This is a genomic window from Streptomyces flavofungini (assembly GCF_014650815.1).
Taxonomy (GTDB): domain Bacteria; phylum Actinomycetota; class Actinomycetes; order Streptomycetales; family Streptomycetaceae; genus Streptomyces; species Streptomyces flavofungini.
The window spans coordinates 281,414-307,006 of the sequence record NZ_BMVR01000006.1; the positions used below are offsets into that span (position 1 = coordinate 281,414).

The 25,593-nt window shown below is 72.5% G+C and carries 21 protein-coding genes; 7 read left to right on the forward strand and 14 right to left on the reverse strand.

The annotated features are described in order from the left end of the window. Window positions 1-85 precede the first annotated feature (85 nt). The 4 genes from IE274_RS17730 (at window position 86) to IE274_RS17745 (ending at window position 5,074) form a co-directional block, all read left to right on the forward strand. Complete coding sequence (locus tag IE274_RS17730) at window positions 86-1,006, forward strand: helix-turn-helix domain-containing protein (RefSeq protein ID WP_190116748.1); 921 nt, start codon at window positions 86-88, stop codon at window positions 1,004-1,006. A gap of 11 nt (window positions 1,007-1,017) precedes the next feature. Next, window positions 1,018-1,422 (forward strand): chorismate mutase, encoded by a 405-nt coding sequence (locus IE274_RS17735; RefSeq protein ID WP_190116749.1) that lies wholly within the window; start codon window positions 1,018-1,020, stop codon window positions 1,420-1,422. A gap of 117 nt (window positions 1,423-1,539) precedes the next feature. Then, entirely contained in the window at window positions 1,540-4,044 is a 2,505-nt protein-coding gene (gene pepN, locus IE274_RS17740; protein ID WP_190116750.1) for an aminopeptidase N, read from the forward strand. A 181-nt stretch (window positions 4,045-4,225) separates the two neighbouring features. Beyond that, window positions 4,226-5,074: an NAD(P)H-binding protein gene (locus IE274_RS17745; RefSeq protein WP_190116751.1), complete on the forward strand. Its 849-nt coding sequence runs from the start codon at window positions 4,226-4,228 to the stop codon at window positions 5,072-5,074. A gap of 432 nt (window positions 5,075-5,506) precedes the next feature. Here IE274_RS17745 and IE274_RS17750 read toward each other — a convergent pair whose 3' ends face one another. The 4 genes from IE274_RS17750 to IE274_RS17765 all read right to left on the reverse strand — a co-directional run bounded on the left by IE274_RS17750 (window position 5,507) and on the right by IE274_RS17765 (window position 11,757). Continuing rightward, window positions 5,507-8,623, reverse strand: coding sequence for an endo-alpha-N-acetylgalactosaminidase family protein (locus IE274_RS17750; protein WP_190116752.1), 3,117 nt, complete (start codon window positions 8,621-8,623; stop codon window positions 5,507-5,509). Between the two features lie 260 nt (window positions 8,624-8,883). Next, window positions 8,884-10,089, reverse strand: coding sequence for a sensor histidine kinase (locus IE274_RS17755; protein WP_190116753.1), 1,206 nt, complete (start codon window positions 10,087-10,089; stop codon window positions 8,884-8,886). Continuing rightward, entirely contained in the window at window positions 10,086-10,748 is a 663-nt protein-coding gene (locus IE274_RS17760) for a response regulator (protein ID WP_190116754.1), read from the reverse strand. The genes IE274_RS17755 and IE274_RS17760 overlap by 4 nt, the downstream gene beginning before the upstream one ends. 214 nt (window positions 10,749-10,962) lie before the next feature. After that, window positions 10,963-11,757, reverse strand: a complete 795-nt coding sequence (locus IE274_RS17765) for a S1 family peptidase (RefSeq protein WP_190116755.1) — start codon at window positions 11,755-11,757, stop codon at window positions 10,963-10,965. 235 nt (window positions 11,758-11,992) lie between these two features. On the opposite strand from IE274_RS17765, the gene IE274_RS17770 reads away from it, so the two are divergent. After that, on the forward strand, window positions 11,993-12,895 hold the full coding sequence (locus IE274_RS17770; protein WP_190116756.1) for a hypothetical protein: 903 nt from the start codon (window positions 11,993-11,995) through the stop codon (window positions 12,893-12,895). A gap of 112 nt (window positions 12,896-13,007) precedes the next feature. Here the strand turns inward: IE274_RS17770 and IE274_RS17775 are convergent, their stop codons facing one another. The 3 genes from IE274_RS17775 to IE274_RS17785 all read right to left on the reverse strand — a co-directional run bounded on the left by IE274_RS17775 (window position 13,008) and on the right by IE274_RS17785 (window position 16,828). Beyond that, window positions 13,008-14,741, reverse strand: coding sequence for a DEAD/DEAH box helicase (locus IE274_RS17775; RefSeq protein WP_229909622.1), 1,734 nt, complete (start codon window positions 14,739-14,741; stop codon window positions 13,008-13,010). A gap of 93 nt (window positions 14,742-14,834) precedes the next feature. After that, window positions 14,835-15,038, reverse strand: a complete 204-nt coding sequence (locus IE274_RS17780; protein ID WP_055556530.1) for a cold-shock protein — start codon at window positions 15,036-15,038, stop codon at window positions 14,835-14,837. Window positions 15,039-15,298: 260 nt separating this feature from the next. Beyond that, a complete protein-coding gene (locus tag IE274_RS17785; RefSeq protein ID WP_190116757.1) occupies window positions 15,299-16,828 on the reverse strand; it encodes an MFS transporter in 1,530 nt (509 codons plus the stop codon). Window positions 16,829-16,946: 118 nt separating this feature from the next. Between IE274_RS17785 and IE274_RS17790 the strand changes: the two genes are divergently transcribed. Both IE274_RS17790 and IE274_RS17795 read left to right on the forward strand, forming a co-directional pair. Further along, window positions 16,947-17,456, forward strand: a complete 510-nt coding sequence (locus IE274_RS17790; RefSeq protein WP_190116758.1) for a MarR family winged helix-turn-helix transcriptional regulator — start codon at window positions 16,947-16,949, stop codon at window positions 17,454-17,456. 165 nt (window positions 17,457-17,621) lie between these two features. Continuing rightward, window positions 17,622-18,551 (forward strand): tyrosine-protein phosphatase, encoded by a 930-nt coding sequence (locus IE274_RS17795; protein ID WP_190116759.1) that lies wholly within the window; start codon window positions 17,622-17,624, stop codon window positions 18,549-18,551. Between the two features lie 16 nt (window positions 18,552-18,567). On the opposite strand, the gene IE274_RS17800 is transcribed toward IE274_RS17795, so the two are convergent. From IE274_RS17800 to IE274_RS17830, 7 genes are all read right to left on the reverse strand, one after another. Then, on the reverse strand, window positions 18,568-19,308 hold the full coding sequence (locus IE274_RS17800; RefSeq protein WP_190116760.1) for a VWA domain-containing protein: 741 nt from the start codon (window positions 19,306-19,308) through the stop codon (window positions 18,568-18,570). A 53-nt stretch (window positions 19,309-19,361) separates the two neighbouring features. Then, the gene (locus IE274_RS17805) at window positions 19,362-20,171 is read right to left on the reverse strand and encodes an alpha/beta fold hydrolase (RefSeq protein ID WP_268255578.1); all 810 of its coding nucleotides are present in this window, start codon (window positions 20,169-20,171) and stop codon (window positions 19,362-19,364) included. 492 nt (window positions 20,172-20,663) lie between these two features. Then, window positions 20,664-21,764 carry a hypothetical protein gene (locus IE274_RS17810; protein ID WP_190116761.1) on the reverse strand — a complete coding sequence of 367 codons (1,101 nt, stop codon included), beginning with the start codon at window positions 21,762-21,764 and terminating at the stop codon, window positions 20,664-20,666. Between the two features lie 17 nt (window positions 21,765-21,781). Further along, window positions 21,782-22,000 (reverse strand): hypothetical protein, encoded by a 219-nt coding sequence (locus IE274_RS17815; RefSeq protein WP_190116762.1) that lies wholly within the window; start codon window positions 21,998-22,000, stop codon window positions 21,782-21,784. A gap of 188 nt (window positions 22,001-22,188) precedes the next feature. Beyond that, window positions 22,189-23,022 carry a carbohydrate ABC transporter permease gene (locus tag IE274_RS17820; protein WP_190116763.1) on the reverse strand — a complete coding sequence of 278 codons (834 nt, stop codon included), beginning with the start codon at window positions 23,020-23,022 and terminating at the stop codon, window positions 22,189-22,191. After that, window positions 23,019-24,011: a carbohydrate ABC transporter permease gene (locus IE274_RS17825; RefSeq protein WP_190116764.1), complete on the reverse strand. Its 993-nt coding sequence runs from the start codon at window positions 24,009-24,011 to the stop codon at window positions 23,019-23,021. The genes IE274_RS17820 and IE274_RS17825 overlap by 4 nt, the downstream gene beginning before the upstream one ends. 30 nt (window positions 24,012-24,041) lie before the next feature. Next, window positions 24,042-25,313, reverse strand: coding sequence for a sugar ABC transporter substrate-binding protein (locus IE274_RS17830; protein ID WP_229909623.1), 1,272 nt, complete (start codon window positions 25,311-25,313; stop codon window positions 24,042-24,044). Window positions 25,314-25,593 lie beyond the last annotated feature (280 nt).

The following is a 25,593-nucleotide window of genomic DNA, read 5'->3' on the forward strand; positions in this document are numbered from 1 at the left end:
CGATGCGGTGACGGCGAGCGCGCGGCGCGGCGGCCCGGTGGTGTACGGGAAGCGGCGGGCGCGGGGACGAGAGGGGCAGCAGCGGATGTACCACACCTGGATGCGGTATTTCACGCCGAGCCCGGTCCATCACCGCCTCGGCCTGGTGTGTCTCGGTGTGGGCCTGCAGCACGGCACGCTGCCCGCCGTGGGGCCGCGCACCCTGGACCACCATGTGGCGCTGGTGATCAGTTCGGGGAGCGGTTGGTTCCGGGCGCCGGACGGGCGGCGCAGGTCGGTGACGGCGCCCGCGTTGATCTGGTTGTCGCCGGGGGTGGCGCACCATTACGGCGCCGATCCGGAGACGGGCTGGGACGAGTGCTTCGTGGACTTCACGGGGCCCGCCGCGGTGACGTACACGGAGCTGGGTTACATCGAGCCGGAGCGGCCGGTGGTGCCGCTCGCCGACCCGGACGGGGCGCGGGCCGTGGTGGGCCGGATCGCGCGCGCCGCCCGTCGCGGCAATCCGCTCCTGGAGGTGGAGACGAGTGCCGCCGTGCACGAACTCCTGGTGGCGCTGCGCCGGGCCCGTGCCGACATCGCGCCCGATGGCGATCCGGTGCTGCAGTCCTTGGCCCGGGACGCGTTCAAGGCCCTGTCGGTGACCGAGCACGCGGCGCGGCACGGCATGACGCCCGCGGAGCTGCGGACGGCGGTGCGCCGGGGTGCCGGGTGCAGTCCGAAGGACTATCTGCTGGGGATCCGGCTCGGCCGGGCCAAGGAGTTGCTGGCGGCGACGGAGCTGCCGGTGGCGGCGGTGGCCCGGCGGGTGGGGTACGACGATCCGGCGTACTTCTCGCGGCTGTTCACGCGGCGGGTCGGTACGGCTCCGGTGCGGTTCCGGGAGCAGCAGGGGCGGGCGGTGCCCGGTGGCTGGTCGCAGCAGGTGCCGGACCCGGAGCGGCCGCCGACGCTCACGTCGTTCGACGGCACGGCCGCTTCGGGTGGCGGGGGTGCGGGCACGTAGGCTCGGCTGCCATGACCACACGCCACACCAGTGACGACAGCGGCGCGGCCGGCAGCGGTGCGGGGGGCGCCGTCGATCCCGCCGTGCGCGCCGAGCTGTCCCGGCTGCGGGACAGCATCGACAACATCGACGCCGCCGTCGTCCACATGCTCGCCGAGCGCTTCAAGTGCACCCAGCAGGTCGGCCACCTCAAGGCCAACCACCAGCTGCCGCCGGCCGACCCGGCCCGCGAGTCCCGCCAGATCGCCCGGCTGCGGGAGCTGGCGGGGAACGCGAAGCTGGATCCGGCGTTCGCCGAGAAGTTCCTGAACTTCATCATCGCGGAGGTCATCCGCCACCACGAGAGCATCGCGGACAACACCGGCAACACCGGCGACGCTGACAACATCGGCAACACCGGCGACTCCGCTCGCTGAGGCGTCGGGCGGGGCCGGTTTCGCCGTACGCGTGACGGCCTCGCCCGGTCCGCGCGGCGGTCCCGCCCCGGCGGTACCCCCTCCCAGGCGCCCCGCCAGATCAGGCACCATGGCCAGATGCCCGTACTGACGCGCGACGAAGCGCAGACCCGAGCCCGGCTCCTCGACGTCCGGCGGTACGAGATCGCCCTCGATCTCACCACCGGCGAGGACACCTTCGACTCCCGCACGGTGATCACGTTCACGGCCGCCGCGGACGGGGACACCTTCGTCGAGCTGAAGCCCGCCGAGCTGCGCTCCGTCACGCTCGACGGTGCTCCGCTCGACCCCGCGGACCTGGCCGGCAACCGCCTCCCGCTGCGGGGTCTGGCGGCGGGCGAGCACGAGCTGCGCGTCGACGCGGCGATGCGCTATTCGCGTACCGGCGAGGGCATGCACCGCTTCACCGACCCCAGCGACGGCGAGACGTACGTCTACACGCAGTTGTTCATGGACGATGTGCAGCGGGTGTTCGCGGCCTTCGACCAGCCCGACCTGAAGGCGGTGTTCGGGCTCTCCGTGCGGGCCCCCAAGGGCTGGACGGTCCTGGCCAACGGTGTCACGGAGCACCTGGGCGCGGGCGAGTGGCGGGCCGCGGCCACGCCGCCCCTGTCGACGTATCTGGTCGCGGTCGCGGCGGGGCCCTGGCACTCGGTGCGCACCGAGCACCGGGGGCTGCCGTTCGGCATCCACTGCCGTCGTTCGCTGGCGCCGCATCTGGACGCCGACGCCGACGAACTGTTCGACATCACGCGGGCGTGCTTCGACCGGTACGAGGAGAAGTTCACCGAGCCCTACCCGTTCGACTCCTACGACCAGGCGTTCGTCCCGGAGTTCAACGCGGGCGCGATGGAGAACCCGGGTCTGGTGACGTTCCGCGACGACTTCGTGTACCGCTCGGCCGTCACCGACACGGAGCGGCAGATCCGCGGGATGGTCGTCGCGCACGAGATGGCGCACATGTGGTTCGGCGACCTGGTGACCCTGAAGTGGTGGGACGACATCTGGCTGAACGAGTCGTTCGCGGAGTACATGGGCTATCAGACGCTTCATGAGGCGACGCGTTTCACCGACACCTGGGTGGACTTCGCGATCGCCCGCAAGCCGTGGGGCTACGACGCCGACCAGCGCCCTTCGACGCACCCGGTGGCTCCCGATCCGGACGCGGTGCCGGACACGGCGTCGGCGATGCTCAACTTCGACGGGATCTCGTACGCCAAGGGCGCGAGCGCGCTGCGCCAGCTCGTGGCGTGGCTGGGCGAGAAGGACTTCCTCGCGGGCATCAACGCGCACTTCGCGCGCCACAGGTTCGCCAACGCCACGCTCGCCGACTTCATCGACAACCTCGCCTCCGCCACGGACCGTGACGTGCACGGCTGGGCGCGGGCGTGGCTGCGGACGACGGGGGTGGATTCGTTCACGCCGACCGTCGCGCACAGCGGACGCGCGTGGACGCTGGCCCTGGAGCGGGACGGCAGCCGTCCGCACCGGGTGGCCGTCGGTGTGTTCGACCGTGATCTGTCGGACGGGAAGGCGCTGGTGCTGCGCGAGCGGTACGAGACGGACGTGCCGGAGCAGGGGCCCGCGGTGGCGCGTGACGGGGGTCGGCCCGCGCTGATCGTGCCCAACGACCACGACTTGACGTACGCGAAGATCCGTCTGGACGAGGTGTCGCAGGAGACCGTCCTCACGTCCCTTTCCGGGGTGCCGGACGCGCTGACCCGGGCGGTGCTGTGGAACGCGCTGCGCGACATGGTGCGTGACGGTGACCTGGCGCCGGGCGCGTTCCTGGAGGCGGCGCGCGCGCATCTGCCCGCCGAGAGCGATCTGGCGCTGGTCTCCGGTGTGCTGCCGTTCGCGTCGGCCGTCGTCGCCGGGCGCTACACCCCGCCGGACGGCCGCGGCGCCGCCCTGGCCGTCCTGGACGCGCTGTGCCAGGACGTGATCCGGCGTACGGAGGACGGCTCGCACCCGGGGCTCCGGCTGGTCGCGGTGCGGGGGCTCATCGACGCGGCGACGCAGCCGGAGCCGCTGACGACGTGGCTGTCGCAGGGGGCCGTGCCCGGCGGGCCCGAGCTGGACCCGGAGCTGCGCTGGCGGGTCCTCGGGCGGCTCGCGGTGCTGGGGGCGACCGACGAGGACGCCATTGCCGCGGAGCTGCGCCGCGACCCGAGCGCGACCGGCCGGGAGGGCGCCGCGCGCTGCCGGGCAGCGCTGCCCGACGCCGATGCCAAGCGGACCGCGTGGGAGGCGATGTTCGGCTCCGACGAGTTGTCCAACTACCTGTTCACGGCGACCGCGCAGGGCTTCTGGCAGCCGGAGCAGGACGCGGTCGTCCACACCTACGTGCCGCGTTACTTCGAGGACGCCGTGGCGCTCGCCGCCCGTCGCGGGCCCGCCATCGCCGAGGCCGCGGGGCGGCACGCCTTCCCGGTGTTCGCCGTCGACGAGGACACGCTGCGGCTGGGCAGGCAGTGCCTGCAGCGCACCGACGTGCTGCCCGCGCTGCGGCGCCGCCTCGCCGACCAACTGGACGACCTGGAGCGGGCGTTGCGGGTGCGCCGGAGCGCCGAGGAGGCGTGAGGCGGACGTGGTGGGCTTGGGTCCTGCGACCTAGGTCCGCCGGACCAGGACGGTGTGGGCGATCTACTTCCTGGTGACGATCCGGCGGGCCCCGCCCGCCGCCTAGGGTCGGTGGTGATCAGAGCCGGGCCGGGGGCGTGCGCCCCCGGCCCGGTGTCGTCCCGACCTCAAGGAGCCTCCCGTGATCGTCGTGACCGGTGCCACCGGAAACGTGGGCCGCGCCCTCGTCTCCCAGCTCGCCGCCGACCAGCTCCCCGTCCGTGCCCTGACCCGGGACCCGGCGCGCGCGCAGCTGCCGGACGGGGTCGAGGTGGTGCGGTTCGCCGGGCCGGACGAACCCGCCGCCCTGGCCGCGCAGTTCGAGGGCGCGACGGCCCTGTTCCTGCATCTGGCGGCGGGTGGCGACGGCGCCCCGGCGCTGCTGGCGGCCGCGCGGGACGGCGGCGTCAAGCACGTCGTCGTCCTGTCGTCGATCATCGTCGACTACGACGATGCCACCGAGCATCCCCTCCACGTCGCGCACTCCCGGCTGGAGCGGCAGGTCCGGGAGAGCGGGCTCGGCTGGACGGCGCTGCGGCCCGGCGCGTTCAGCACCAACTCGCTGCAGTGGGCGCCGCAGGTCCGCGCCGGGGACACGGTCCGGTGGCCGTTCGTCGGGGCGGTGTCCTCGCCGATCCACGAGGCCGACGTCGCGGCCGTCGCCGCCGTCGCCCTGCGTGATCCAGCCGGGCACACCGGCGCCGTCCACTCCCTCACCGGCCCGGCGAACGTCACCGCGCTGGACCAGATCCACGCGGTGGGCCGGGCGGTCGGCCGGGAGCTGCGGGTCGAGGAGATAGCGCCGGAGGAGGTGCCCGCGAGCATGTTCGCGCACGTCCCGCCGGAGATGCTCCCGGCGCTGCTGCGGTCCCTCGGGGAGAGCGTCAGCTCCGACCCGGAGCTGACGACGACGGTGCGGGACGTCACGGGGCGCCCGGCGCGGACGTTCGCGGAGTGGGCCGGGGATCACGTGGCGGATTACCGCGCGTAGGCGCGGGGCGCGCGGGGCGGTGCGGAAGGGGGCCGGGGCAGGTCCGGGGGCCGGGTCCGGGAGCCGGGGCCGGGTCCGGGAGCCGGGGCCGGGAGCCGGGACCGGGAGCCGGGAGCCGGGAGCCGGGACCGGGAGCCGGGACCGGGAGCCGGGACCGGGAGCCGGGACCGGGAGCCGGGACCGGGAGCCGGGAGCCGGGAGCCGGGACCGGGAGCCGGGACCGGGAGCCGGGACCGGGAGCCGGGACCGGGAGCCGGGACCGGGAGCCGGGACCGGGTCCGGGTCCGGGACCGGGTCCGGGACCGGGACCGGGTCCGGGACCGGGACCGGGTCCGGGTCCGGGACCGGGTCCGGAGGCCGCGCCCCCCGAACCCGTTCTTCGCCCCCGAACCCGCTCTCCGCCCCGGACCCGCCCGGCCCATCCGACAGGCCCTAGACCTCCCGCACCTCGAACGCGTCGAGCACGAACTCCGCCTTCCCGTCGTCCCCCACCTTCCGCAGGCCGACCCACGCCTCCCCGCCCTCGGGGGCGGTGAACTCGTAGGACAGGGTGGTGGGGGCGGTGGCCACGGGCAGGGCCTCGCGGGACAGTTCGCGTGCGTCCGGCTCGTCCACGGCGGTCACCCAGGCGTACTGCCCGGCCTTCTCGTTCTCGTACCGGAACGACACCCGGTAGCGCTTGCCGCCCTCGAAGCGGACCGTGTGCGGCACGGTCCGGTAGACGAGGCCGTCGTTCTCGCCGCGGGACTTCAGGGACTGGGTGCCGTCCACGACGTCGTCGACGGCTTTGCCGTTCCAGCCGCGCTGGGTGTAGGGGGCGTGGCGCTGCGCGATGTGGGTGCGGGGGTCGGTGGCGCCCCCGGCGTCGCCCTTCACGAAGGGTCCCCAGCCCTGCGGTACGTCCTCGAAGTCCTCGTGGGCGAGGACGCCCCGGCCGAGCGGGGGCCGCGCGCCGACGGGGACGACGCGGACGTTGTCGAAGCGCACGCGGGCGTCCCCGGCGACGGCGCGCAGGGCGAGCCGGACGGGGCCGCCGCCTTCGGGGACAGTGAAGTACGTGAACAGGCGCTGGAAGCGGGTGCCGTGCTTGCGGTCGGCGGCGACGTGGTTGCCCGCGGTGGAGGTGTGCGTCCAGTTGGCGGCGGTGACGCCGTCGGCGGTGCGGACCTCCAGGGCGGCGCGGCGCCGCTGTCCGGCCTTCTCCCCCACCTCGACCTGCGCGGAGGCGGCGTAGGTGCCGGGCTTGAGGCGGCGCAGGCGCTGGCTGACGGAGGCCGCGGCGCCCGCGGCGAGGACGAGTTCGTAGTCGCCGAGCTTGCTGCGTTCGACCGACGCGGGGCCGCTGACCTGCCAGGCGTCCAGGTCGCCCGCGTGGAAGCCGGGGTCGCGCAGGGCGGTGCCCTGGCCCCAGTCGGGGTCGGGGGCGGCGCGGCGGACGCGGGTGCAGTGGACGACGTAGGGCTGCTTGGCGGCGGCGTCGAGGGTGATCTTCCCGGCGCGTACGGGGACGTCGGCGACGAAGACGCGGCCCTGGTCGGTGAGGCGGTACAGGGCGACCTTGCGGGCGCCGGACCAGCCGCGGGGCAGGGCCCAACTGGTCTTTCCGCCAACGGGGTTGAAGTGGTAGAGCTTCGTGGGGTCGGTGGCCCGGCGCGGCTCCCAGGGCAGCAGATAGCTGCCGCCGTCGTAGACGAGGCGGCCGTCGGTGGTGATGCGGCGCGTGCCGCCGTCGGCGTCGGAGACGGAGGTGGCGCCGGGGCCGAAGAACGTGATCTCGTGCTCGCCCCAGGTCTTGATGGGCTGCGCCTGGAGGTACTTGGCAGGCAGGGCGTGCGTCCAGATCAGTTCGTAGAACTTCGTCCAGTCGGTCTTGCCGGTCCAGCCGGTGAAGTTGCCCATGCGGGCGATGCCGAGCAGCGTGGGCCACTTGTCGGCGAAGACGTCCTTCTGGTGGTGCCGGATGAAGCGGATGAGCTGGGAGTTGATGCCGCGCGAGGTGTCGGGGCCGTAGTCGGTCTCGGTGGCCCAGTGCGACCACAGGGCCGAGCGTTCGAAGCCGTGGCCCCATTCGCTGGTGATCATCCAGCCCTGGTCGCGGAAGGTGCGCTGGAGGCGGTCGGAGGTCCAGCCGGACTCGCGGAACACGTCGATGTAGAGGGTGTTGAGGGCCGGGTGGGCGTCGCGGCGCAGGTCGGCGAAGCGGCGCACGATGTCGCCGGAGACCAGGTCGCGGCGCTGGTCGATGCGGTAGCTCTGGTCGAGCCAGTCCCACTGCTCGTTCTTCTTGTCGACGAGCGTGTCGGAGAAGGCGTTGGCCACGGGGTACGACTCGGTGGCGTTGACGTGGACGCCGAAGTCGCTGTTCCACTTCGAGCCCTCGCGGACCAGGGTGTTGAGGTCTTTGATGCCGCCCGCGCGCTGGTTGTAGTTGCCCGCGTAGTCCGGGTGCGCGGAGTCGTGGCCCTCGGACTGGTAGCCCTTGAGGAGCGTGTACTGGCGCAGGCCGTCGGTGGCCAGGTGGATCCGCTTGACGTCGTCGAGCGTGGTGAGGAACGGGTTGGTGGCCTGCGAGGCGAAGTTGAACGGGATGTGCGGGACGACCCGGAGGTGCTGCTCGTCGGCGCCGAGCGGGGTGACCATGATGTCCCGGAAGGCGATCGCTGCGTCCTGCCAGTCGACCTTGCCGTCGCCGTTGCGGTCGCCGGTGACGACGACGGTCGCGTACGGCAGGGGCTCGGTGGCGCCGACCGGGGAGGTGGCGGCGCGGTGGGTCCACTGGCCGGGGGTGAGGCGGGCCTCGACGTGACCGTCCTTGCGCACGGTCTGGCGCCACAGGCGGCCGTTCTCCCAGTTGGTCTCCGCGGTGGGCTTGTCGTAGACGGTGTTGGTCTCGACGGCGCCGCCCAGTTCGTCGTGCGCGAGCACCGCGTACGCGCAGCCGCCGGCCGCCTCCGCGGGGGTGTCCGGCGTGAGCCGCACCAGGGTGTCGCCGCTCTTGGCCTTGTCGAGCTGCACCTTCGCGGCGAGCAGCGCGGCGCCGGGCTGGTCGCTGCGGACGGAGAGCAGGGCGAGGCCGGGGACGCGCAGGGTGCCGACGCGCAGGGCGGCGGTGTCGGCGATCTTCGTGACGCGCCAGTGCACCTGGCGGCCCTTGACCGCGATCTCCACGTCGATGCGGGTGCCGCCGTCGAGGGTCAGGGTGTACGCGGCCCGGTCGCCGCGCACGTCCGCGGTGACCTTCGGCGTGTGCTCCTTGTCGTCGATGAGGAGCGTGGTGACCGGGTCGGGCTGGCCGTGCAGGACGGCGCGGCTCTTGCGGTCGGTGTACGACACGACGCGCGGGAAGCCGGTGGCGACGCGCACTTCGAGGGCGGCCGAGCGCAGGATCGCCTCGTCCGCCGCGGCGGCGGCGGACGAGGCGGGCGGGGCCGCGTGCGCGGAGCCGGTGCCGACTCCGACAGCGGCCCCTATCCCGGCGATCGCTCCCGAGGCGACCACGGCTCTGCGGCTCGGCCCGGACCCGGACCCGGACGTCTGTGACGGCAGCATGAACGCACCCCTCCGTGGGACGGAACTCGTGACGGAACGGAATTCGCGACGGGACGGATTCCGTGACGTGAATTCGTGACGGTCACGATGCGCCGCACGGGACGAGGGCGCCCATGGACAAAGGAGGGAGAGGTGTTGGACTAACGTCCCGGGGCGGCCGGGCGGGGCGGGCCCGCATGGTCGGCCCGGTCGGCCCGGGTCGGCGCCACCATCGCCGTGACAGCCCCGCTACCCCGCCCCCTTCGCCGCGGCAGCCCCCGCTACCCCGCCGCTCCCTGCCCGTACGGCAGCACGGCCCGCACCTCCCACCCGCCCTCCGTGCCGGGCCCCGCGGTCAGCGTCCCGCCGAGCGCCGTGACCCGCTCCTCAAGGCCGACGAGCCCGAACCCGCCCCGCTCGCCCGGGCCCCGGGCCGCGCCCGCCTCGGGCTCCGGCACCGGCCCGCCCGCCCCGCGCCGCCCCCCGTCGTCCGCCACCCGCACCTCCACGCCGCCCTCGACGACCCGCACGCCGACCCGCACCGCCGAGACGCCGGTGGCGTGTTTGCGTACGTTCGTCAGTGCCTCGCGGACGATGTGGTGTGCGGTGGCCGCGAGATCGGCCGGAAGCCGCTCCTGAAGGCCGCGTTCCACCTGCACCGTGACCGGCGGGCCCGTGACGGTGAACGCCTCGGACAACTCGCGCAGTTCGGCCAGACCGGCCACGGGCACGGTGCGGGCCTCGCCTTCGCGCAGGACCCGCACCAGGCGCCGCATCGCGCCGAGCGCCTCGTCGCCCGCGTCCGCGATCCGCACGAAAGTGCTGGTGGCGGCGTCGGCGCCGACTTCGGTGAAGGACGCGGCACGGGCCTGCACGACGATTCCGGTGACGTGGTGGGCGACCAGATCGTGCAGTTCCCTGGCGAGTTCGAGCCGTTCGGCGGCGCGCACGGCCTCGATGTCGCGGACGCGCTGCGCCTGCTGGGCGCGTAGGAGCAGTGAGAAGGCGCTCACCACGGCGGCCAGCGCGGAGAACAGGAGCGTGAACCGGCCCGGAGAGGCGTCGCGCACCGGCGCGGCCACGCAGGCGAGCGCCAGGAGCGGCCCGAGGACGGCGGCCCGGCGGGCGGGCAGTCGCAGCAGGACGCCGGTGAGCAGCACCAGCAGGGCGATGGCCTCGCCCATGCCCCAGACGAGCTGCGGCCGGGCGCTGACGAACACGTACAGGGTGGCCGCCCAGGAGACGCAGGCGGCGAGCCACGCGCGGGTGGCGAGGGCCGGGCGGCCCCAGGGGACGGCGCACAGGCAGCAGAGGATGCCCGCCGTCCAGATGGCGGCGCGGGGCCCGGTGGGCTGTCGGGCCAGGGTCAGGCCCTCGACGGTGACGAGCAGGACGAGGACGGCGGCGAGCAGCAGGCGGGCGGCGGTGCGGCGGGCGGGGTGCCGGTCGAGGAGGCGCGCGTACCGGTCGAGGATCTCGGTGGTCACGGCGTGCGGGTGGCGAGGCCGGACTCCCAGGCCCAGGCGGCGATCTCGACGCGGTTGCGGGCGTCCAGTTTGGCCTGGACGTTGGCGAGGTGGGACTTGACCGTGGACAGGGAGACGAAGAGTTCGGCGGCGATCTCGTTGTTGGTGCGGCCGCGGGCGAGCGCACGGACGACGTCCTGCTCGCGCTGGGTGAGGGGTTCGGAGGGGGCGGGGGTGCCGGTGTCCGTGGCGGCTCCGGCTGCCAGTTCCCGCAGCAGTCGTACGGTGATCGCGGGCGAGACGAGCGCGTCGCCGACGGCCGCCGCGCGCACCGCCTCCACCAGCATGGCGGGGCTCGCGTTCTTCAGCAGGAAGCCGCTGGCGCCGGCGCCCAGGGCCGCGTGCACGTACTCGTCAAGGTCGAAGGTGGTGACGATGACGATGCGGGGGCGGACCCCGGCGCGGGCGGCCAGGCGGCGGGTGACTTCGAGGCCGTCGAGGCGCGGCATGCGGATGTCGAGGAGCAGCACGTCGGGGTCGTGGCGGGCGACGGCGGCGAGCGCGGCCTCGCCGTCGGTGACGTCGGCGAGGACCTCGATGTCGGGCTGGCTCTCCAGGATCATGCGGAAGCCGGTGCGGACCATGTCCTGGTCGTCCGCGATGACCACCGTGATCGCCATGTGCCGTCGTCCGCCCTTGCCGCGCCTGTCACGTACGCCCCCGAGTGTCCCATATATGGGCATACGAAGCGGGGGCGGGGCAGGCGGGCGCGGCCGGGCGCGGGCACGAGGCCGGGCCGGGCGCGAGCGCGAGCGCGGAAACGGGACCGGGTCGTCGTGACCCGGCCCCGCGGCTCAGCCGTTCACCGCACGGGCGCCCGGGGCGCCCGGGGTGTCAGAGCTGGCCCGCGTACTTGGTTATGTCGGCCGCGAAGGTCGACACCTCGGTGTAGACACCGGGGAACTTCGGGCGGGCGCAGCCGTTGCCCCAGCTGACGATGCCGACCTGGATGTACTGACCGGCCTCGTCCTTGCGGAACATGGGGCCGCCGGAGTCGCCCTGGCAGGTGTCGACGCCACCCACGTTGAGCTTGCCGGCGCAGATCTCCTCGCCGGGGATGATGTCGCCGCTGTAGGCGGACTGGCAGTCGGCGTCGCTCACGAAGGGCACGGTGGCCTTGAGCAGGTAGCGCTGCTGCGCGCCGCCCTCGCGGTCGGCACCCCAGCCCGCGACGGTGAAGTCGCCGTTGTTGTACTTGTTCGTGGTGGCGATCTTCAGCGTGGGCTGGTTGATCGGCTTGGCGAGCTTGATCAGCGCCCAGTCCTTGCCCTTGCCGTTGTAGCCGGGGGCCTGCAGGACCTTGGTGGACTTGACCTTGACCGCGCTGGAGCTCTGCAGGTCGACGACGCCACCGGTGGCGGTGATGGAGGTGTTGTTGCCCGAGCCGTCGACACAGTGTGCCGCGGTCAGGACGACGTCCTTCTTGAGCAGGGAGCCGCCACAGCCCATGGAGAGCCGGACCATGAACGGGAATTCACCCTGCTTGGCCTTCACGCCGCCGACGACGCGCTCGCCCGGGTTCGGGCCGGGGTGCGGGGCCGCCTGGGCGGCGATGGGCTGCAGGCTGGCGAACCCGAGGACGACGGACCCGAGGACCGCGGCTCTCTTGACTCCACTGAACTTCTTCAACGTCTTGCCCCTTCGTGGGAGTTGTGGGGGGTTGCGCACGCGGCGGGCCCATGCCGCACGTGCCAGAGACACACTGCGTGGCATGAGCCCGCCAAGCGTTGTTGGATTATGAGGAGGGCCGCGCGGGGGCGACAAGGGGCGGTTTTCGGCCAGGCGTTGGCGCCCGGGCTGGTTACCGGTGCGAACAACCCCCGTACAGTGGGGACGAATCGGACGGTGCGCGAGGGGTGAGGGCGTGGCGAACGGCGGCCCGGTGGAGCACGGCTATCCGCATCTGGAGACGGTGCACGCGGCCATCACCGCGCTCTACCGACGGCTCTCGTACGACACCGTGCACACCTTCGACACCAGCGTCGCCCCGGCCGACGTGGCCTTCTGCGACCAGGACGATCTGTATCTGGGCGCACAGCGCGTCGCCCGGGAAATGGTGCGGCAGCTGCGGCTTCCGGACGCCCGGATGATCGTGTCGTTCCGGGAGATGCAGCACGCGGCGTCCGTCGAACTGGCCGCGGGCCCCGAGTACTTCATCGAGCTCAACGACCGTTTCCGCACGCACCGCAGGGACATCGGCGCGGCCCTCGCGCACGAGGTGATGCACGTGTATCTGCACCGCCTCGGCCTGTCGTTCCCGGGCACGCGCGCCAACGAGATCCTGACCGACACGGCGACGACGTACCTGGGCGCGGGCTGGCTGCTCCTGGACGCCTACCGCGAGGACCGCGCCTCGTCGCAGAAGCTCGGCTACCTGACGCCGGAGGAGTTCGGGTACGTCCTCGCCAAGCGGGCGATCGCGTTCGGCGAGGCCCCCGAGACGTGGTTCACCAGCCCGCAGGCGTACACGGCGTATACGAAGGGCCTCGCCCGCGCCCGGCAGGACGAGCAGCAGCCCCCGCTGACGGCGGCGGGCTGGGCGGGCCGGCGGCGGTACGCCAAGGACCGGCGCTACGCCCAGGACCACGGCACGGCGACGGGGCCCCGGCCCGGTGGCCCGTACGCCTTCTCGCCCGCGGACGGCACCGGGCCGCTGCGGGTGTCGTTCCCGTGCCCGACCTGCCACCAGCGCATCCGGGTGCCCGCGCGGGGGCGGATGCGGGCGCGGTGCGGGCTGTGCCGGACGGTGCTCGACTGCGACACGTGAAACGCGCGCGTGCCGCGTGGGACGGCTGCGCTTGCCGGGACACGACGGCGATACGCGAAACGGCGTGGGCTCGCGCCCACGCCGTTTCGCGTCATTCGGCTGCCCCTGGGTGTCAGGCGGCGTTGCGGCTCCGGCCGCCCCCGCGGCCACGGCCGCCGCGACGGCGGGCACCGCCACCGGCGCCACCCGCTCCCCCGGCTCCGGCGCCCGCGGCCCGGCGCTGCGCGGGGGCCTTGCGCTGCGCCACGACCTGCACGGGCGGCGCGATGACGACCGGCACGCCGGAGGGCTCGCGCGCCCCGGTGATGGTGACGAGTTCCGCTGAGGACGAGCGGACGGCGACGGCCTCCGGCTTGATGCCCGCGTCGGACATCAGGCGGGCCACCTCGCGCTTCTCCTCGGGCAGGACGAGCGTGACGACGCGCCCGGACTCCCCGGCGCGGGCGGTGCGGCCGCCGCGGTGCAGGTAGTCCTTGTGGTCGGCGGGCGGGTCGACGTTCACGACCAGGTCGAGGTCGTCGACGTGGATGCCGCGGGCGGCCACGTTGGTGGCGACGAGCGCGGTGACCTCGCCGCTCTTGAACTGCTCCAGGGTGCGGTTGCGCTGCGGCTGCGAACGGCCGCCGTGCAGGCCGGAGGCGCGCACGCCGTTGGCGAGGAGCCGCTTGGTGAAGCGGTCCACGGCACGCTTGGTGTGCAGGAACAGGATGACGTTGCCGTCGCGGGCGGCGATGCGCAGGGCGACGGCCTTCTTGTCGGTCTCGTCGGCCACGTACAGGACGTGGTGCTCCATCGTGGTCACCGCGCCCGCGGAGGGGTCGACGGAGTGCACGACGGGGTCGCTCAGGTAGCCGCGGACGAGCCGGTCGACGTTGCGGTCCAGGGTCGCCGAGAACAGCATCGTCTGGCCGCCCGGCGCCACCTGCCCGAGCAGCGCGGTGACCTGCGGCAGGAAGCCCATGTCGGCCATCTGGTCGGCCTCGTCGAGGACGGTGACGCGGACCTGGCCGAGGGCACAGTCGCCGCGCTCGATGAGGTCCTTCAGACGGCCCGGCGTGGCCACCAGGACCTCGACGCCGCGGCGCAGCGTCGCGGCCTGCTTGTTGATCGACATGCCGCCGACGACGGCCGCGACGCGCAGGTTCACGGACGTGGCGTACGGCGCGAGGGCGTCGGTGACCTGCTGCGCCAGCTCGCGCGTGGGTACGAGGACCAGGGCGAGCGGCTTGCCGGGCTCGGCGCGACGGCCAGCGGTGCGGCCGAGCAGCGCCAGGCCGAAGGCGAGGGTCTTGCCGGAGCCGGTGCGGCCGCGGCCGAGCACGTCGCGTCCGGCGAGGGAGTTCGGCAGGGTCGCGGCCTGGATCGGGAAGGGGGTGGTGACGCCCTGCGCGGCGAGGGTCTTCAGCAGCGCCTCGGGCATGTCGAGGTCTTCGAACCCCTCGACTGCGGGCAGTGCGGGGGTGGTGCTCTCGGGCAGCGCGAAGTCGGCGGGCGCGGTGCGCGCGGGGGCGGGGCGGGCGGACTTGCGGCCGCCTCGGCCGCCGCCGTTCGCGGGGCGCTTGCCGCCGTCGGCGGTGCTCTTCGCGTTGCGCGTGCCGTTGGAGTTGGCGCCGCGGGTGCCGTTGGAGCTGGCGCCGCGTGTGCCGCTCGCGTTCCGGGTGCCGTTGGTGCCGCCCGTGGTGGCGCCGCTCTTCCGACCGGCGTCGCCCGTGGCCTGCCCGCGGGTGGCCGAGCCGGCACCGCCGCGGGTGGTCTGGCCTGCCGAGCCGCGGGTGGCCGAGCCTGCCGTGCGGTCATTCGATGAGCGCCGACGGGCGGGGCGCGCGGGACGGTCGGGGCGATTCATGGGGCAAGCCTTCCTGGCCGGTGACAGCACACAAGCCGGGACCCGCACCGTGGTGGTGCGGGCCCCGGCTGCGAGGTTCGCGAGAAGCGACGATCAGGCGGGAACGATGTTCTCGGCCTGCAGGCCCTTCTGGCCCTGGGTCACCTCGAAGGAGACCTTCTGGCCCTCCACGAGCTCACGGAAGCCGGAGCTGGCGATGTTGGAGTAGTGGGCGAAGACGTCGGGGCCGCCGCCGTCCTGCTCGATGAAGCCGAAGCCCTTTTCCGAGTTGAACCACTTCACGGTTCCAGTTGCCATGTCAATCTCCTCAACAGGGGCAGATTAAGGAGAGCCACGGAATTGTGGTTCTCCCAAGCGCTGCAAGGACCCCCATCCGGAGAGACCGGGGTCCGGCCCGCAAAAGAGCCGGAAAAACAAAATAATGCGCCCTCGGAAGCGTTCCGTCAGGCGCACATAAAGTTCATGGGTACCAAAACTGCAACGGTTAACCTTAACATGCGCCCGGCTCCCGCAAGCAGGAGCCTTCCGGGAACCGGGCAGCGAGGGCGGCGTACGCCTCATTCGGGCCGCTCCACCGCCCGCCCCGGCAGCGCCGGACACAGCAGCGCGCAGAGCGCGAAGGCGGCCACCACCCACGGCATCGCGGCACCGAGCGCGTCGGTGAGCCCCGTCGCCGCACCCGCGGCGCCGTGCGCGCCGGACGGTCCCGACGCCCCGGACGGTCCAGCCGATCCAGCCGATCCAGCCGATCCAGCCGCGACATGGTTGAAGAACACGGTCCCGATGATCGCCGCGCCCAGCGCCCCGCCGAACTGCTGGGCCGTGGCGAAGATCCCGGACGCCCCGCCCGCGAGGTCGCCGGGCACGGCCGAAAGGACCACGTTCACCAGCGGTACGACCAGCAGGCCGAGCCCCGCGCCCGCCACGACCAGGCCCGGCACCAGCGGCCACGCCCCGGTGTGCCCGGGGCCCGCGTCCGCCACCGCCGACCACACCCAGGCGAAGCCGCCCGCCATCAGGAGCGACCCGGCGGCGAGCACGAGCCGTCCGAAGCGCAGGGCGAGCGCGTCCGCGGCGGGCGCGGTCAGGAAGCCGCCGACGGAGAACGCGACGGTGACGAGTCCGGCCTGCGTCGGCGTGTAGCCCTCGCCGCCCTGCAGCCAGATCGCGAAGACCAGGAAGAAGCCCTGCATGCCGACGGAGAAGAGGAGCTGCACGAGGACGCCCACGGAGAACGCGGGCAGCTTGAAGGCGCGGGCGGGCAGCAGGGGTACGACGCGACGGGAGGGGTGCGAGCGGCGCCGCCCTTCGGCCACGCCGAGCCCGGCGAGCGCGGCGACCCCGGCGCCCAGGCACACCCAGCCCCACACCGGCCAGCCGTTGGCGCGGCCCTGGGCGAGCGGCAGTACGACGGCGACGAGCGCCCCGGCGAGGACCAGGCTGCCGAGCACGTCGGGCCGTCCGGCGGAGCGCTCCCGGGTGGCCGGTACGAGGACGGCCCCGGCGACGAGGGTGGCGGCGGCCACGGGGATGTTCACCAGGAACACCGAGCGCCAGCCCCAGCCGAACAGGTCGGCGTCGGTGAGCACCCCGCCGAGGAGCAGCCCGATCGCGGACGCGAACCCGGCGACGGCCCCGTACATCCCGAAGGCCGCACCGCGCTCCTTGCCCCGGAACAGGGTGCGGAACGAGCCGAGGACCTGCGGCATCAGGAGCGCGGCCATGACGCCCTGCACGGCGCGCGCGGCCACCAGCTGTCCCGGCGTCTGCGCGATCCCGCAGGCCAGGCTCGCCAGGCCGAAGCCGCCGGTACCGGTCAGGAACAGGACCTTGCGGCCGTACCGGTCGCCGAGGTGCCCGGCGACGATCAGGGTGGCGGCGAAGCCGAGCAGATAGGCGGAGACGATCCACTGCAGCGCGCTCTCGGACGCGCCGAGGTCCCGCCCCATCGACGGGATCGCGACGTTCACGATCGTCACGTCGAGCAGGTCCATGAGGGCGGCGACCATCATCACGACGGCGGCCGCCCAGCGCCGGGGGTGCGGGGCCGCGGCGTCGGCTCGCGGCGTGGTCAGGTTGGCGGTCATGTCGGGCTCCCGGGCTCCTCGGATTTATTTCGTTCGGACGAACGAAAGAGTTGCACGGGGCGACCACCCTCCACAAGTCTTTCGTTCGACCGAACGAACTTTTTGCTAGGCTCGGGCCATGCCGAAGAGCCGTACGCAGCAGGACCAGTCGCCGGAGGCGGGGCGGGAGCGGACGCCGGAGCGCGCCGATGTCGTCGCCCGGCTCTCCGCCGCGGGCCGGGCCAACAGCGCGGTCACCGTGATGTTCCACTCGGCCGTCGCCGCCCGGCAGGGCCTGAACGCCACCGAGAGCAAGACCCTCGACCTGCTCATGCGCAAGGGCCCGCTCACCGCCAAGGACCTCGCGGCCGAGACAGGCCTCGCACCCGCGTCCGTGACGGGCCTCGTCGACCGCCTGGAGTCCAAGGGCTTCGCCCGCCGGGTGAAGCACCCCACCGACAAGCGCCGGGTCCTCGTGGAGTTCCGCACCGAGAAGATGGCGGGCCTGTCGGAGGTCTTCGCGGACTGGGCGCGCGAAGTGGAGGCGCTCTGCGAGGAGTTCACGGTCGAGGAGCTGGAGACGGTGATCCGCTTCCTGGACGGCGCGGCGGACCGCCAGCGCCGGGCGGCGGCGCGGCTCGCCCAGTAGGCACCCCCGCCCCCACCCGCCCCGCACCACCTCCCCCGTATTGACGCTCCGTCAAATAACCTTCGTACGCGCCTTCCCCCTTCGACGGGCCGCCGTTACCGTCCCACCCGATCCCGGCCAAACAATTGTTTGGCCGGACGGCGACAGGTACGGAAAGGCGGCCCGATGCGCAGCACTCGCACCCGTACGGCGGCCACGGTCGCGGTCCTCACGCTCGTCCTCGGCACCGCACCGACGCTGACGGCGCACGCCGCGCCGACGGCACCCCGGCCCTCGTACACGCACCCCCACACCTCCGAATCACCCCGGCAGATCCCGCTCCGGGGGGCCGTCAACGTCCGTGACGTGGGCGGCTACCGCACCTATGACGGCGAGCGGGTGCGGCACGGCCGGGTCTTCCGCGCGGACGCGCTCAGCAAGCTCACGGACGGGGACGTCGCGACGCTGGCCGGGCTGCGGCTGCGGAAGGTGGTGGACTTCCGGGTCGCGGAGGAGGTCCGCCACGACGGCCCGGACCGGCTGCCCGCCGGGCTCGCGGTGACGGCGCGGCCCGTCACCGACAACGGCCTGTTCCAGCAGCTCATGACCGTGATCGGCTCGCGGGACCCGGTCCGGCAGGAGGAGCTGCTGGGTGGCGGGAAGGCCGAGGCGTTCATGCGGGACGTGTACCGCACGTTCGTCACGGACGCCACGGACCGCGCGCAGTTCGGCGCGACGCTGCGCGACATCGCGGCGGGCGGCTCGGCCGCGCCGCTCCTCTACCACTGCACGTCGGGCAAGGACCGCACGGGCTGGACGACGTACGTCCTGCTGCGCGCCGTGGGGGTGCCCGAACGCACCGCCGTTGACGACTACTTGGCGTCCAACACCTTCCGTGCGGCGTACGACGCGAAACTGCGCGAGACGCTCCAGCAGACGGGCATGATGCAGAACCCGGATCTGCTGATCCCGCTCCAGGAGGTCCGCGGCGGCTATCTGGACGCGGCGCTCGCCGAGGTGACGAGCCGGTACGGGGGCTTCGGGGGCTATCTGACGAAGGGGCTCGGGTTGGACGCGGGCACGCTGGTCACGTTGCGGCGGGCGATGGTGGGTTGAGCCGGGGCGGGTCGAACTAGGGAGCCGTGGTGCGGGGCGCGACGATGCCGTGCTCGCGCGCCGCGGCCAGCCACTGCGGGAACTCGGCGACGAGGTGGTCGTACAGGAAGTCGTCCGAGACGGCGACCGGGTCCTTGCCGAGGTGGAAGAACCCGGCGTTGTCGACGACGCGGCGCCCGGGGACGGGCAGTTCGTCGAGCCTGCGCAGATAGTCGAACTGCTTGCTGGCGGGGTTGCCGAAGCCGATGAACTGCCAGAACAGCGGCAGCTTCGCCGCCTTGCACAGGTACCGCTCGGCGGCGGCCCTGTTCAGCGGGCCGCCGTCGGTCTGGAAGACGACGAGGGCGGGGTCGGTGGCGCCGCAGTCCAGGTAGTGGTCGATGACGGCGTCCATGGCGACGTGGTAGTTCGTCCGCCCCATGTGGCCGAGTCCGGCGACGATCTGTGCGACACGGCCCTGGTGGCCGGTCAGTTCGACGTCGACGACCGCGTCCACGTCCGTGGAGAAGAAGACGGCGGGTACGACTCCGTCGTCGTCCAGGTGCGCGGAGAGGCCGAGCACGCGGTCCGCGAGGCCCTGCACGCTGCCGTCGTCGAAGTACGGCCGCATCGAGCCGGAGTGGTCGACGACCAGATACACGGCGGCGCGCTCACCCTCCAGGCCGTGGGCCCGCAGCCGCTCGCCCGCCGTCTTGTAGAGACTGACGAGGCCGGGCGCCACGGCCCGCACCTTGTCGAGACTGATCGCCGCGCCCATCCCTCCAGGGTACGGGCCGGGCGGGGCGCCCCGGTCAGCCTTCGAGGAACCGGTCAGCCTTCGAGGAAGTCGACGGCCAGGCGCAGGAATTCCGCCTCCCGCTCCTCGTACGCCAGATGTCCGCACCGCGGGAACACGTGCAGCCGGGCGTCGGGCATCGCCTTCAGCGCGACGAACGCCCCGTCGACGGGGTTGACCCGGTCCTCCCGGCCCCACGTCAGCAGCGTCGGCCGGGTGACACGGTGCGCCTCGCGCCACAGCATGGACCCCTCGGGCCACTTGGCGAAGGCCGCGCCGAGCCGCTGGGCGCCGAGGCGGGCGCCCGGGTCGAGGGCCGCCGCGTACCGCTCCTCGACGAGTGCGTCGGTCACGCGGGACGGGTCGTGGACGAGCGAACCGAGGAAGGCCCGCACGTGCTCGCGGGTCGGTTCGGGGGCGACGCCGAACTCGATGAGCCGCTTGACGCCTTCGGTCGGCTCAGCGGTGAAGAGGTTGAGCGAGAGCCCCGCGGGCGCGGTCAGCAGCAGCCGGTCAACCATCTCCGGCCGGTCGAGCGCCACCCGAACGGCCACCCCGCCCCCCAGCGACACCCCCGCGAAGTGCGCCTTCTCCACCCCGAGCCCGGCCAGCAGCCCCGCCACGGCCTCCGCCCCGAACGAGAACACGTCCTTGTCCAGCTCGGGCTTGTCCGACCGCCCGAACCCCGGCAGATCGACGAGCAGCGTCCGAAACCGCCCGGCGAACACGGGCAGCAGGCCCCCGAAGGCCCCCCAGGCACTGGCCCCCGGCCCACCCCCGTGCAACATCACCAACACGGGCACGTCCCGCCCGACGGGCCCGGCCTCATGGAAATGCAGCCCCACCCCAGCTCCCCGCCCAACCCGCGAGGTGCCCTCGTACGTCAACAAAGCCCCACCCTCAACAGTCACCCCCACATGCTCCCCCACCCACCACCGCCCCCACGCATCCCCCCCTCCGCTACCGCACACCCCCCCCTGACCCGCGCCCCCGCCCGCCCCAACCCGGGGCCAGGCCAGCGCGGGCAGAGCCCGTCCGGCGCTTGAGGACGAGCCCGCAGGGCGACCGGCGCCGACCCCGGGCAACGTACAGCGGAAAACAGCCCGTCCGGCGCTTGAGGACGAGCCCGCAGGGCGACCGACGCCCGCCCCGGGCAACGCCCAGACACACCCGGCCTCTTCAGACCCCAGGCCCCCGCCCCCCGGAGGGGAGAAGGGCGGGCGGGTGGGGAAAGCAGCCCGTCCGGCGCTTGAGGACGAGCGCGCAGCGCGACCGGCGCCCGCCCCGGGCAACGTGCAGACGAAGCGGCCAGGGCGCCCCGCGACCAGGAGGGCCGCTTAGGCAGGGCGGTCCTCGAACGCCGGGAGGGCGAAGATCCTGACCTTCGCCGCGTCGTCCATGAGCTCCACGAGGGGCAGCACCAGGTCCCAGAGGTCCCGCTTGCCGACCTCGCGGACGAGGGCGTCCAACTCCGCGTCGGAGAGCATCGCGGCGCGCGCGGCGACGACCCGCCGGGAGTCCGAGGGCAGCACCTCCACGAGGGGCAGGAACTCCCCCCAGAGCCCGGTGGCGACGACCGCGGGGACGACCCCGCCGAGGACATCGGGGTCCCGCAACGACGGCAGCCCGGCTACCGTACGGAGTTCCCCCTCCCCCAGCAGCGCGACCAGCGGGAGCAGCGACTCCCAGAGCCCCTGCCCGGCCACGGTCACCACGAGCGGGTCGAGCCGCTCGGGCGGCTGCGCGGCGGCGAGGGACGCGATCCGCCCGCGCTGCTCGCCCGTCACCATCCCGGCGACGGCGAGGGCTTCGGGCCAGAGCCCGTCGGCGGCGGCCGTCCCGATGACGGCGGCGAGCCGCTCCGCACCCATCAGCTCGACGATGTGCCCGAGCCGTTCGGGGCTGTCGACGAGGAAGCCGGTGCGCAGCACCACCGCGTCGGCGACCTGCGGCAGGATCCGCCGCAGCGCGCCGTCGCGCAGGTGCCCGACGAACCGCCCCATGGTGATGTGGTCCGCGCGCTCGGCGAGGGCGACGGCGATGCGGACGAGCAGGTCCTCGTCGAGGCGGTCGACGATGCCGCTGATGCGCCGGGGGTCGAGGTGGGCGCACGACTCGGCGGTGAAGGAGACGGGCAGCTTCTCGATGATGTCGGCGGCGCGGGCGGGTTCGAGGCGCCCGGCGACGGCGGCGGCGAGCCGCGGCCCGAGGGCCTTCTGGGAGATCGCGGCGGCGACCCCGGCGGGCACGAGCTTCGTGGCGGAGGCGATCCGGTCGAGCATGTCGGGCGCCCGGTCGTGGAGCGTCGCGACGCAGTCGCCGCGGAAACGGCGTACGTCCTCGGCGGGCAGCTCCCCCAGGAACGCGAGCGCGTCGGGCTCGACGTCGAGGAGGCGGGCGGTCTTCAGAGTCTCGGCCCTGGCGCGCAGCTTGTCCATGCGGTCCTCGCCCCCGGCTACCGGAAGAGGATCCGGCGTACGGGCCCGCGGGCCAGCGCGGGCACCAGCTTCAGGGCTTCCTCGGCCGCCTGGTTCAGGCCGGCCGCCCTGCTCTCGCGCTCCCGGCGCAGCGCGTCGGCGAGCAACGCGAGCCGTTCGGGCGGGACTTGGGCGAAGGACTCCGGGGGCCGGGCCCCCAGTTCCGTCGTCAGTTTCTCCAGTGCTTCGGTGCTCACGGGACCTCCCGGAGGTGCGCTGGGCTTCAAGGTCCCGAGAGTGGAGCGAAATTGAATAATAGTCAATAGCGGGGGCGGGGAGCGGGGCGAGCGCGTGGGACAGCACGCGGCAGCGGGACAAGCGGAAGGGGGGTACGGGGCCGGGTGCCGTCCCGCGGCACCCGGACCCGTACCCCCCCTCGCGGACGTCAGCCCTTGACGGCCCCCGCCGCCAGGCCCGAGCCGAGCCTGCGGTGGACGACGACGAAGAAGAGCATGACGGGCACCGTGACCAGCGTGGAGCTGGCCATGACGGGACCCCAGGACGTGGTGTTCTCGCCGAAGAACTGGAAGATGCCCACGGCCGCCGTGTACTTGTCGCTGCCCTTCATGAAGGTGTACGCGAACACGAACTCGTTCCACGCCGTGATGAAGGCGAAGATCGAGGTGGCGACGAGCCCCGGCGCGACCAGCGGCAGCAGCACCGACCAGAACATCCGGAACCAGGACGCCCCGTCGATGTACGCGGCCTCCTCGACCTCCTTCGGCACCGCGGCCACGAACCCGCGCAGGGTCCAGATGGCGAACGGCAGCGACAGGGCGATGTAGACGATCGACAGGCCGAGCAGCGAGTTGAGCATCTCGTAGTCCCGCATCTGGATGAACAGCGGGATGACGAGGGCCTCCAGCGGCACCATCTGCACGATCAGGATCATGATCAGTACGGAGGTGCGGAACTTGAACTTGAAGCGGGCCACGGCGATCGCCGCGAACAGCGAGAGCAGCGCCGCCGCCAGGATCGTGGCGAGCCCGACGATCGCCGAGTTCAGCAGGTACTGCCCGAAGTTGCCCCGGTCGAAGACGAAGTCGAAGTGCTCGAAGCTGATGCCGCTCGGCAGCAGGTCCGAGCCGCGGGTGAGCGCCTTCGGGTCGAAGGCCGTGGAGACCATCCAGTAGACGGGGAAGAGCGTGAAGACCAGCAGCGCGGCGACGGCGAGCGGCAGGCCGACGCGCGAGGCGAGCGTGGGGCGACGGGTGCTCACAGATCCTCCTCCCCCTGCCGGAACAGTGTCCGGATGTAGACGACGGTGATGGCGAGCAGGAGCAGCGTCAGGAGGACGGCCGCCGCGGCGCCCGCGCCGTAGTCGTTCTTGGCGAACGCCTCGATGTAGGAGTACACGCCGAGGTTGTAGACGTCCGGGTTCTCGCCGCCGCCTCCCGGCATCAGGAAGATCTGCGTGAAGACCTTGAAGTCCCAGATGGTGGAGAGGATGGTCACCACCAGGAAGACGGGCTTGATGGTCGGCACGGTGATCTTCCAGAACCGCTGCCAGGCGTTGGCGCCGTCGATCTCCCCGGCCTCGTACAACTCCTTGGGAATCGTCAGGAGCCCCGCGAGGACGGTGATCGCCACGAACGGGAAGCCGTGGTGCACCACGTTGATGGTGGCGATGCCGTAGAACGGCAGCCGTTCGGTGAACCAGTTCGTGGTCTCGGCGTCGATCAGGCCCATGGAGTCGGCGAGTTGGCTGACCATGCCGTCCTCGGGCGAGAACAGCCAGATCCAGACGTACGTCCCGGTCACCGCGGGCATCGCCCAGGCGGCCAGGATCGACACCGAGCAGATCAGCTTCCAGGTCGGGCCGAGGCGGTTGAGGAGCAGCGCCACGGCCGTGCCGAGGGCGACGGTCAGACCGACACAGGCGAACGCGAAGAACACCGTGTTCGGCAGGACCGTCTTCCACAGCAGATCGCCGGTCAGCAGGTCCGTGTAGTTGTCGAAGCCGGTGTACGTGCCCTTGCCGCCGCCGAATTTCACGACGTAGTCCTGCAGCGACAGCTTGCCGACCTGGATCAGCGGCCACAGCAGCAGGCCGATGAGCACGATCAGTGCGGGCGCGAGGAGCAGCCAGGGGCGGGTGAGGGTGGTGAGCTTCTTGCGGCGGCGCGCGCGCTCACCGTCGTCGGACGGGTGGGAGCGAAGGCTCGAAGAGCCGGACGAACCGTCCTTCGAGCCGTCGCTGACGAGCATGTCTTTCACGTTGGTACTCGTCCCTGTTGCCTACTTGTCCTTGGCGAAGATCTCGTCCATGTCCTTGGCCGCCTTGTTCGCGGCGTCCTTCACGGACGACTTGCCCGTGATGATCGACTGGACCATGCCGGTGACGACCTTCGAGGCCTGGATCTCGCCGTACGCCTTGGTCTTGGGCACCGTGGCGCCGGCCTCGATCATCTGCTTCGCGAACGGCTCGACCAGCGGGTCCTTCTGGGCCTCGATCTTCTTCAGCTCGGAGTTCTGGCCGGGGAAGTAGTTGGTCTGCTTGGCCCACTTCGCGGCGAACTCACCGGTCGTCATGAGCTTGACCAGCTCCCAGGCGAGTTCCTTCTTGTCCGTGTTGAACGCGGACAGGTAGGAGCCGCCGAGGAAGGACTTGCTCATCCCGCCGTTCTGGCCGGGGATCGGGACGGCGCCGAGTTTGCCCTTGAGCTTCGGGTTCGCGTCCGTGATCGCCTTCGGGGTCCAGTTGCCGCCGATGGCCATGGCGATCTGGCTCTTGTTCCAGGCGTCGCCGACCTCCTTCTCGGTCCAGGTGTTCACCTTGGCCGGGGAGACCTTGTCCTTGGTGGCGAGGCCCGTGTAGAACTCGATGCCCTTGATCGACTGGGGCGAGTTGATGGCGGACTTCCACTTGTCGCCGTCCTGGGTGGCGAGGTCACCGCCCGCGCCCCAGATGAAGGGGGTCGCGAACATCTCCGCGCCGCCCGCCACCGGGAACGGGATCAGGTCCGGCTCCTTCTCCTTCAGCGTCTTCGCCGTGGCCTGGAGTTCCTTCCAGGTCGTCGGCGGCTTCAGCTTGTGCTTCTCGAAGATGTCCTTGCGGTAGACGATGGAGCGCACGCCCGCGTACCACGGCATGCCGTACTGCTTGCCGTCCAGCGTGCCCGCGTCCTTCAGGCCCTCGACCAGGTCGTTGGCCAGGCCGGACTTCTTCACGTCGTCGGTGACGTCGACGAGCGCGTCGGTCTCGGCGAACTGCGGCACCCAGGTGGTGCCGACCTCGGCGACGTCGGGGACCTGGTCCTCGCCGCCCTCGATGGCGGTCGTGAACTTCTTCTGGGCGGTCGCCCACTGCTGGTACTCGACCTTGATCTTGGCGCCGGTCTTCTTTTCGAAGGCCGCGCCGACCTCCTTGAAGAAGGGCCGGGGATCGGGGTTCGTGCCCTCCATGATCCACACGGTGAGCGTCTTGCCCTTGCCGTCAGCCTTGCCGCCGCTGTCGCCGTCGCCGCCGTCATCGCCACCGCACGCGGTTGCGGTCAGACCGAGCGTCAAGGCGATACAACCCGCCGCGATGACACGTCGCTTCATGCCGGCCCCCTTCAGGTTCCTTTGGTGAAAGCGATTCTGGTCACACAGAGTGTGGGCGGTCTAGACCCTTTCGGCGAAGCGGCCGAACCGTAATCACCGTTGCGCGGTGCGCTACGGCGTGCAACTGGCGTTGCGTATGACGCAATGGCGGTGTGCGTACCGGGAGCAGGGCACACAAAAGCGCGACGCCCACCCAAGGTCCGGTCGGGGACAAGGCAGGCGTCGCGCCAGTTCCGTACGCCGT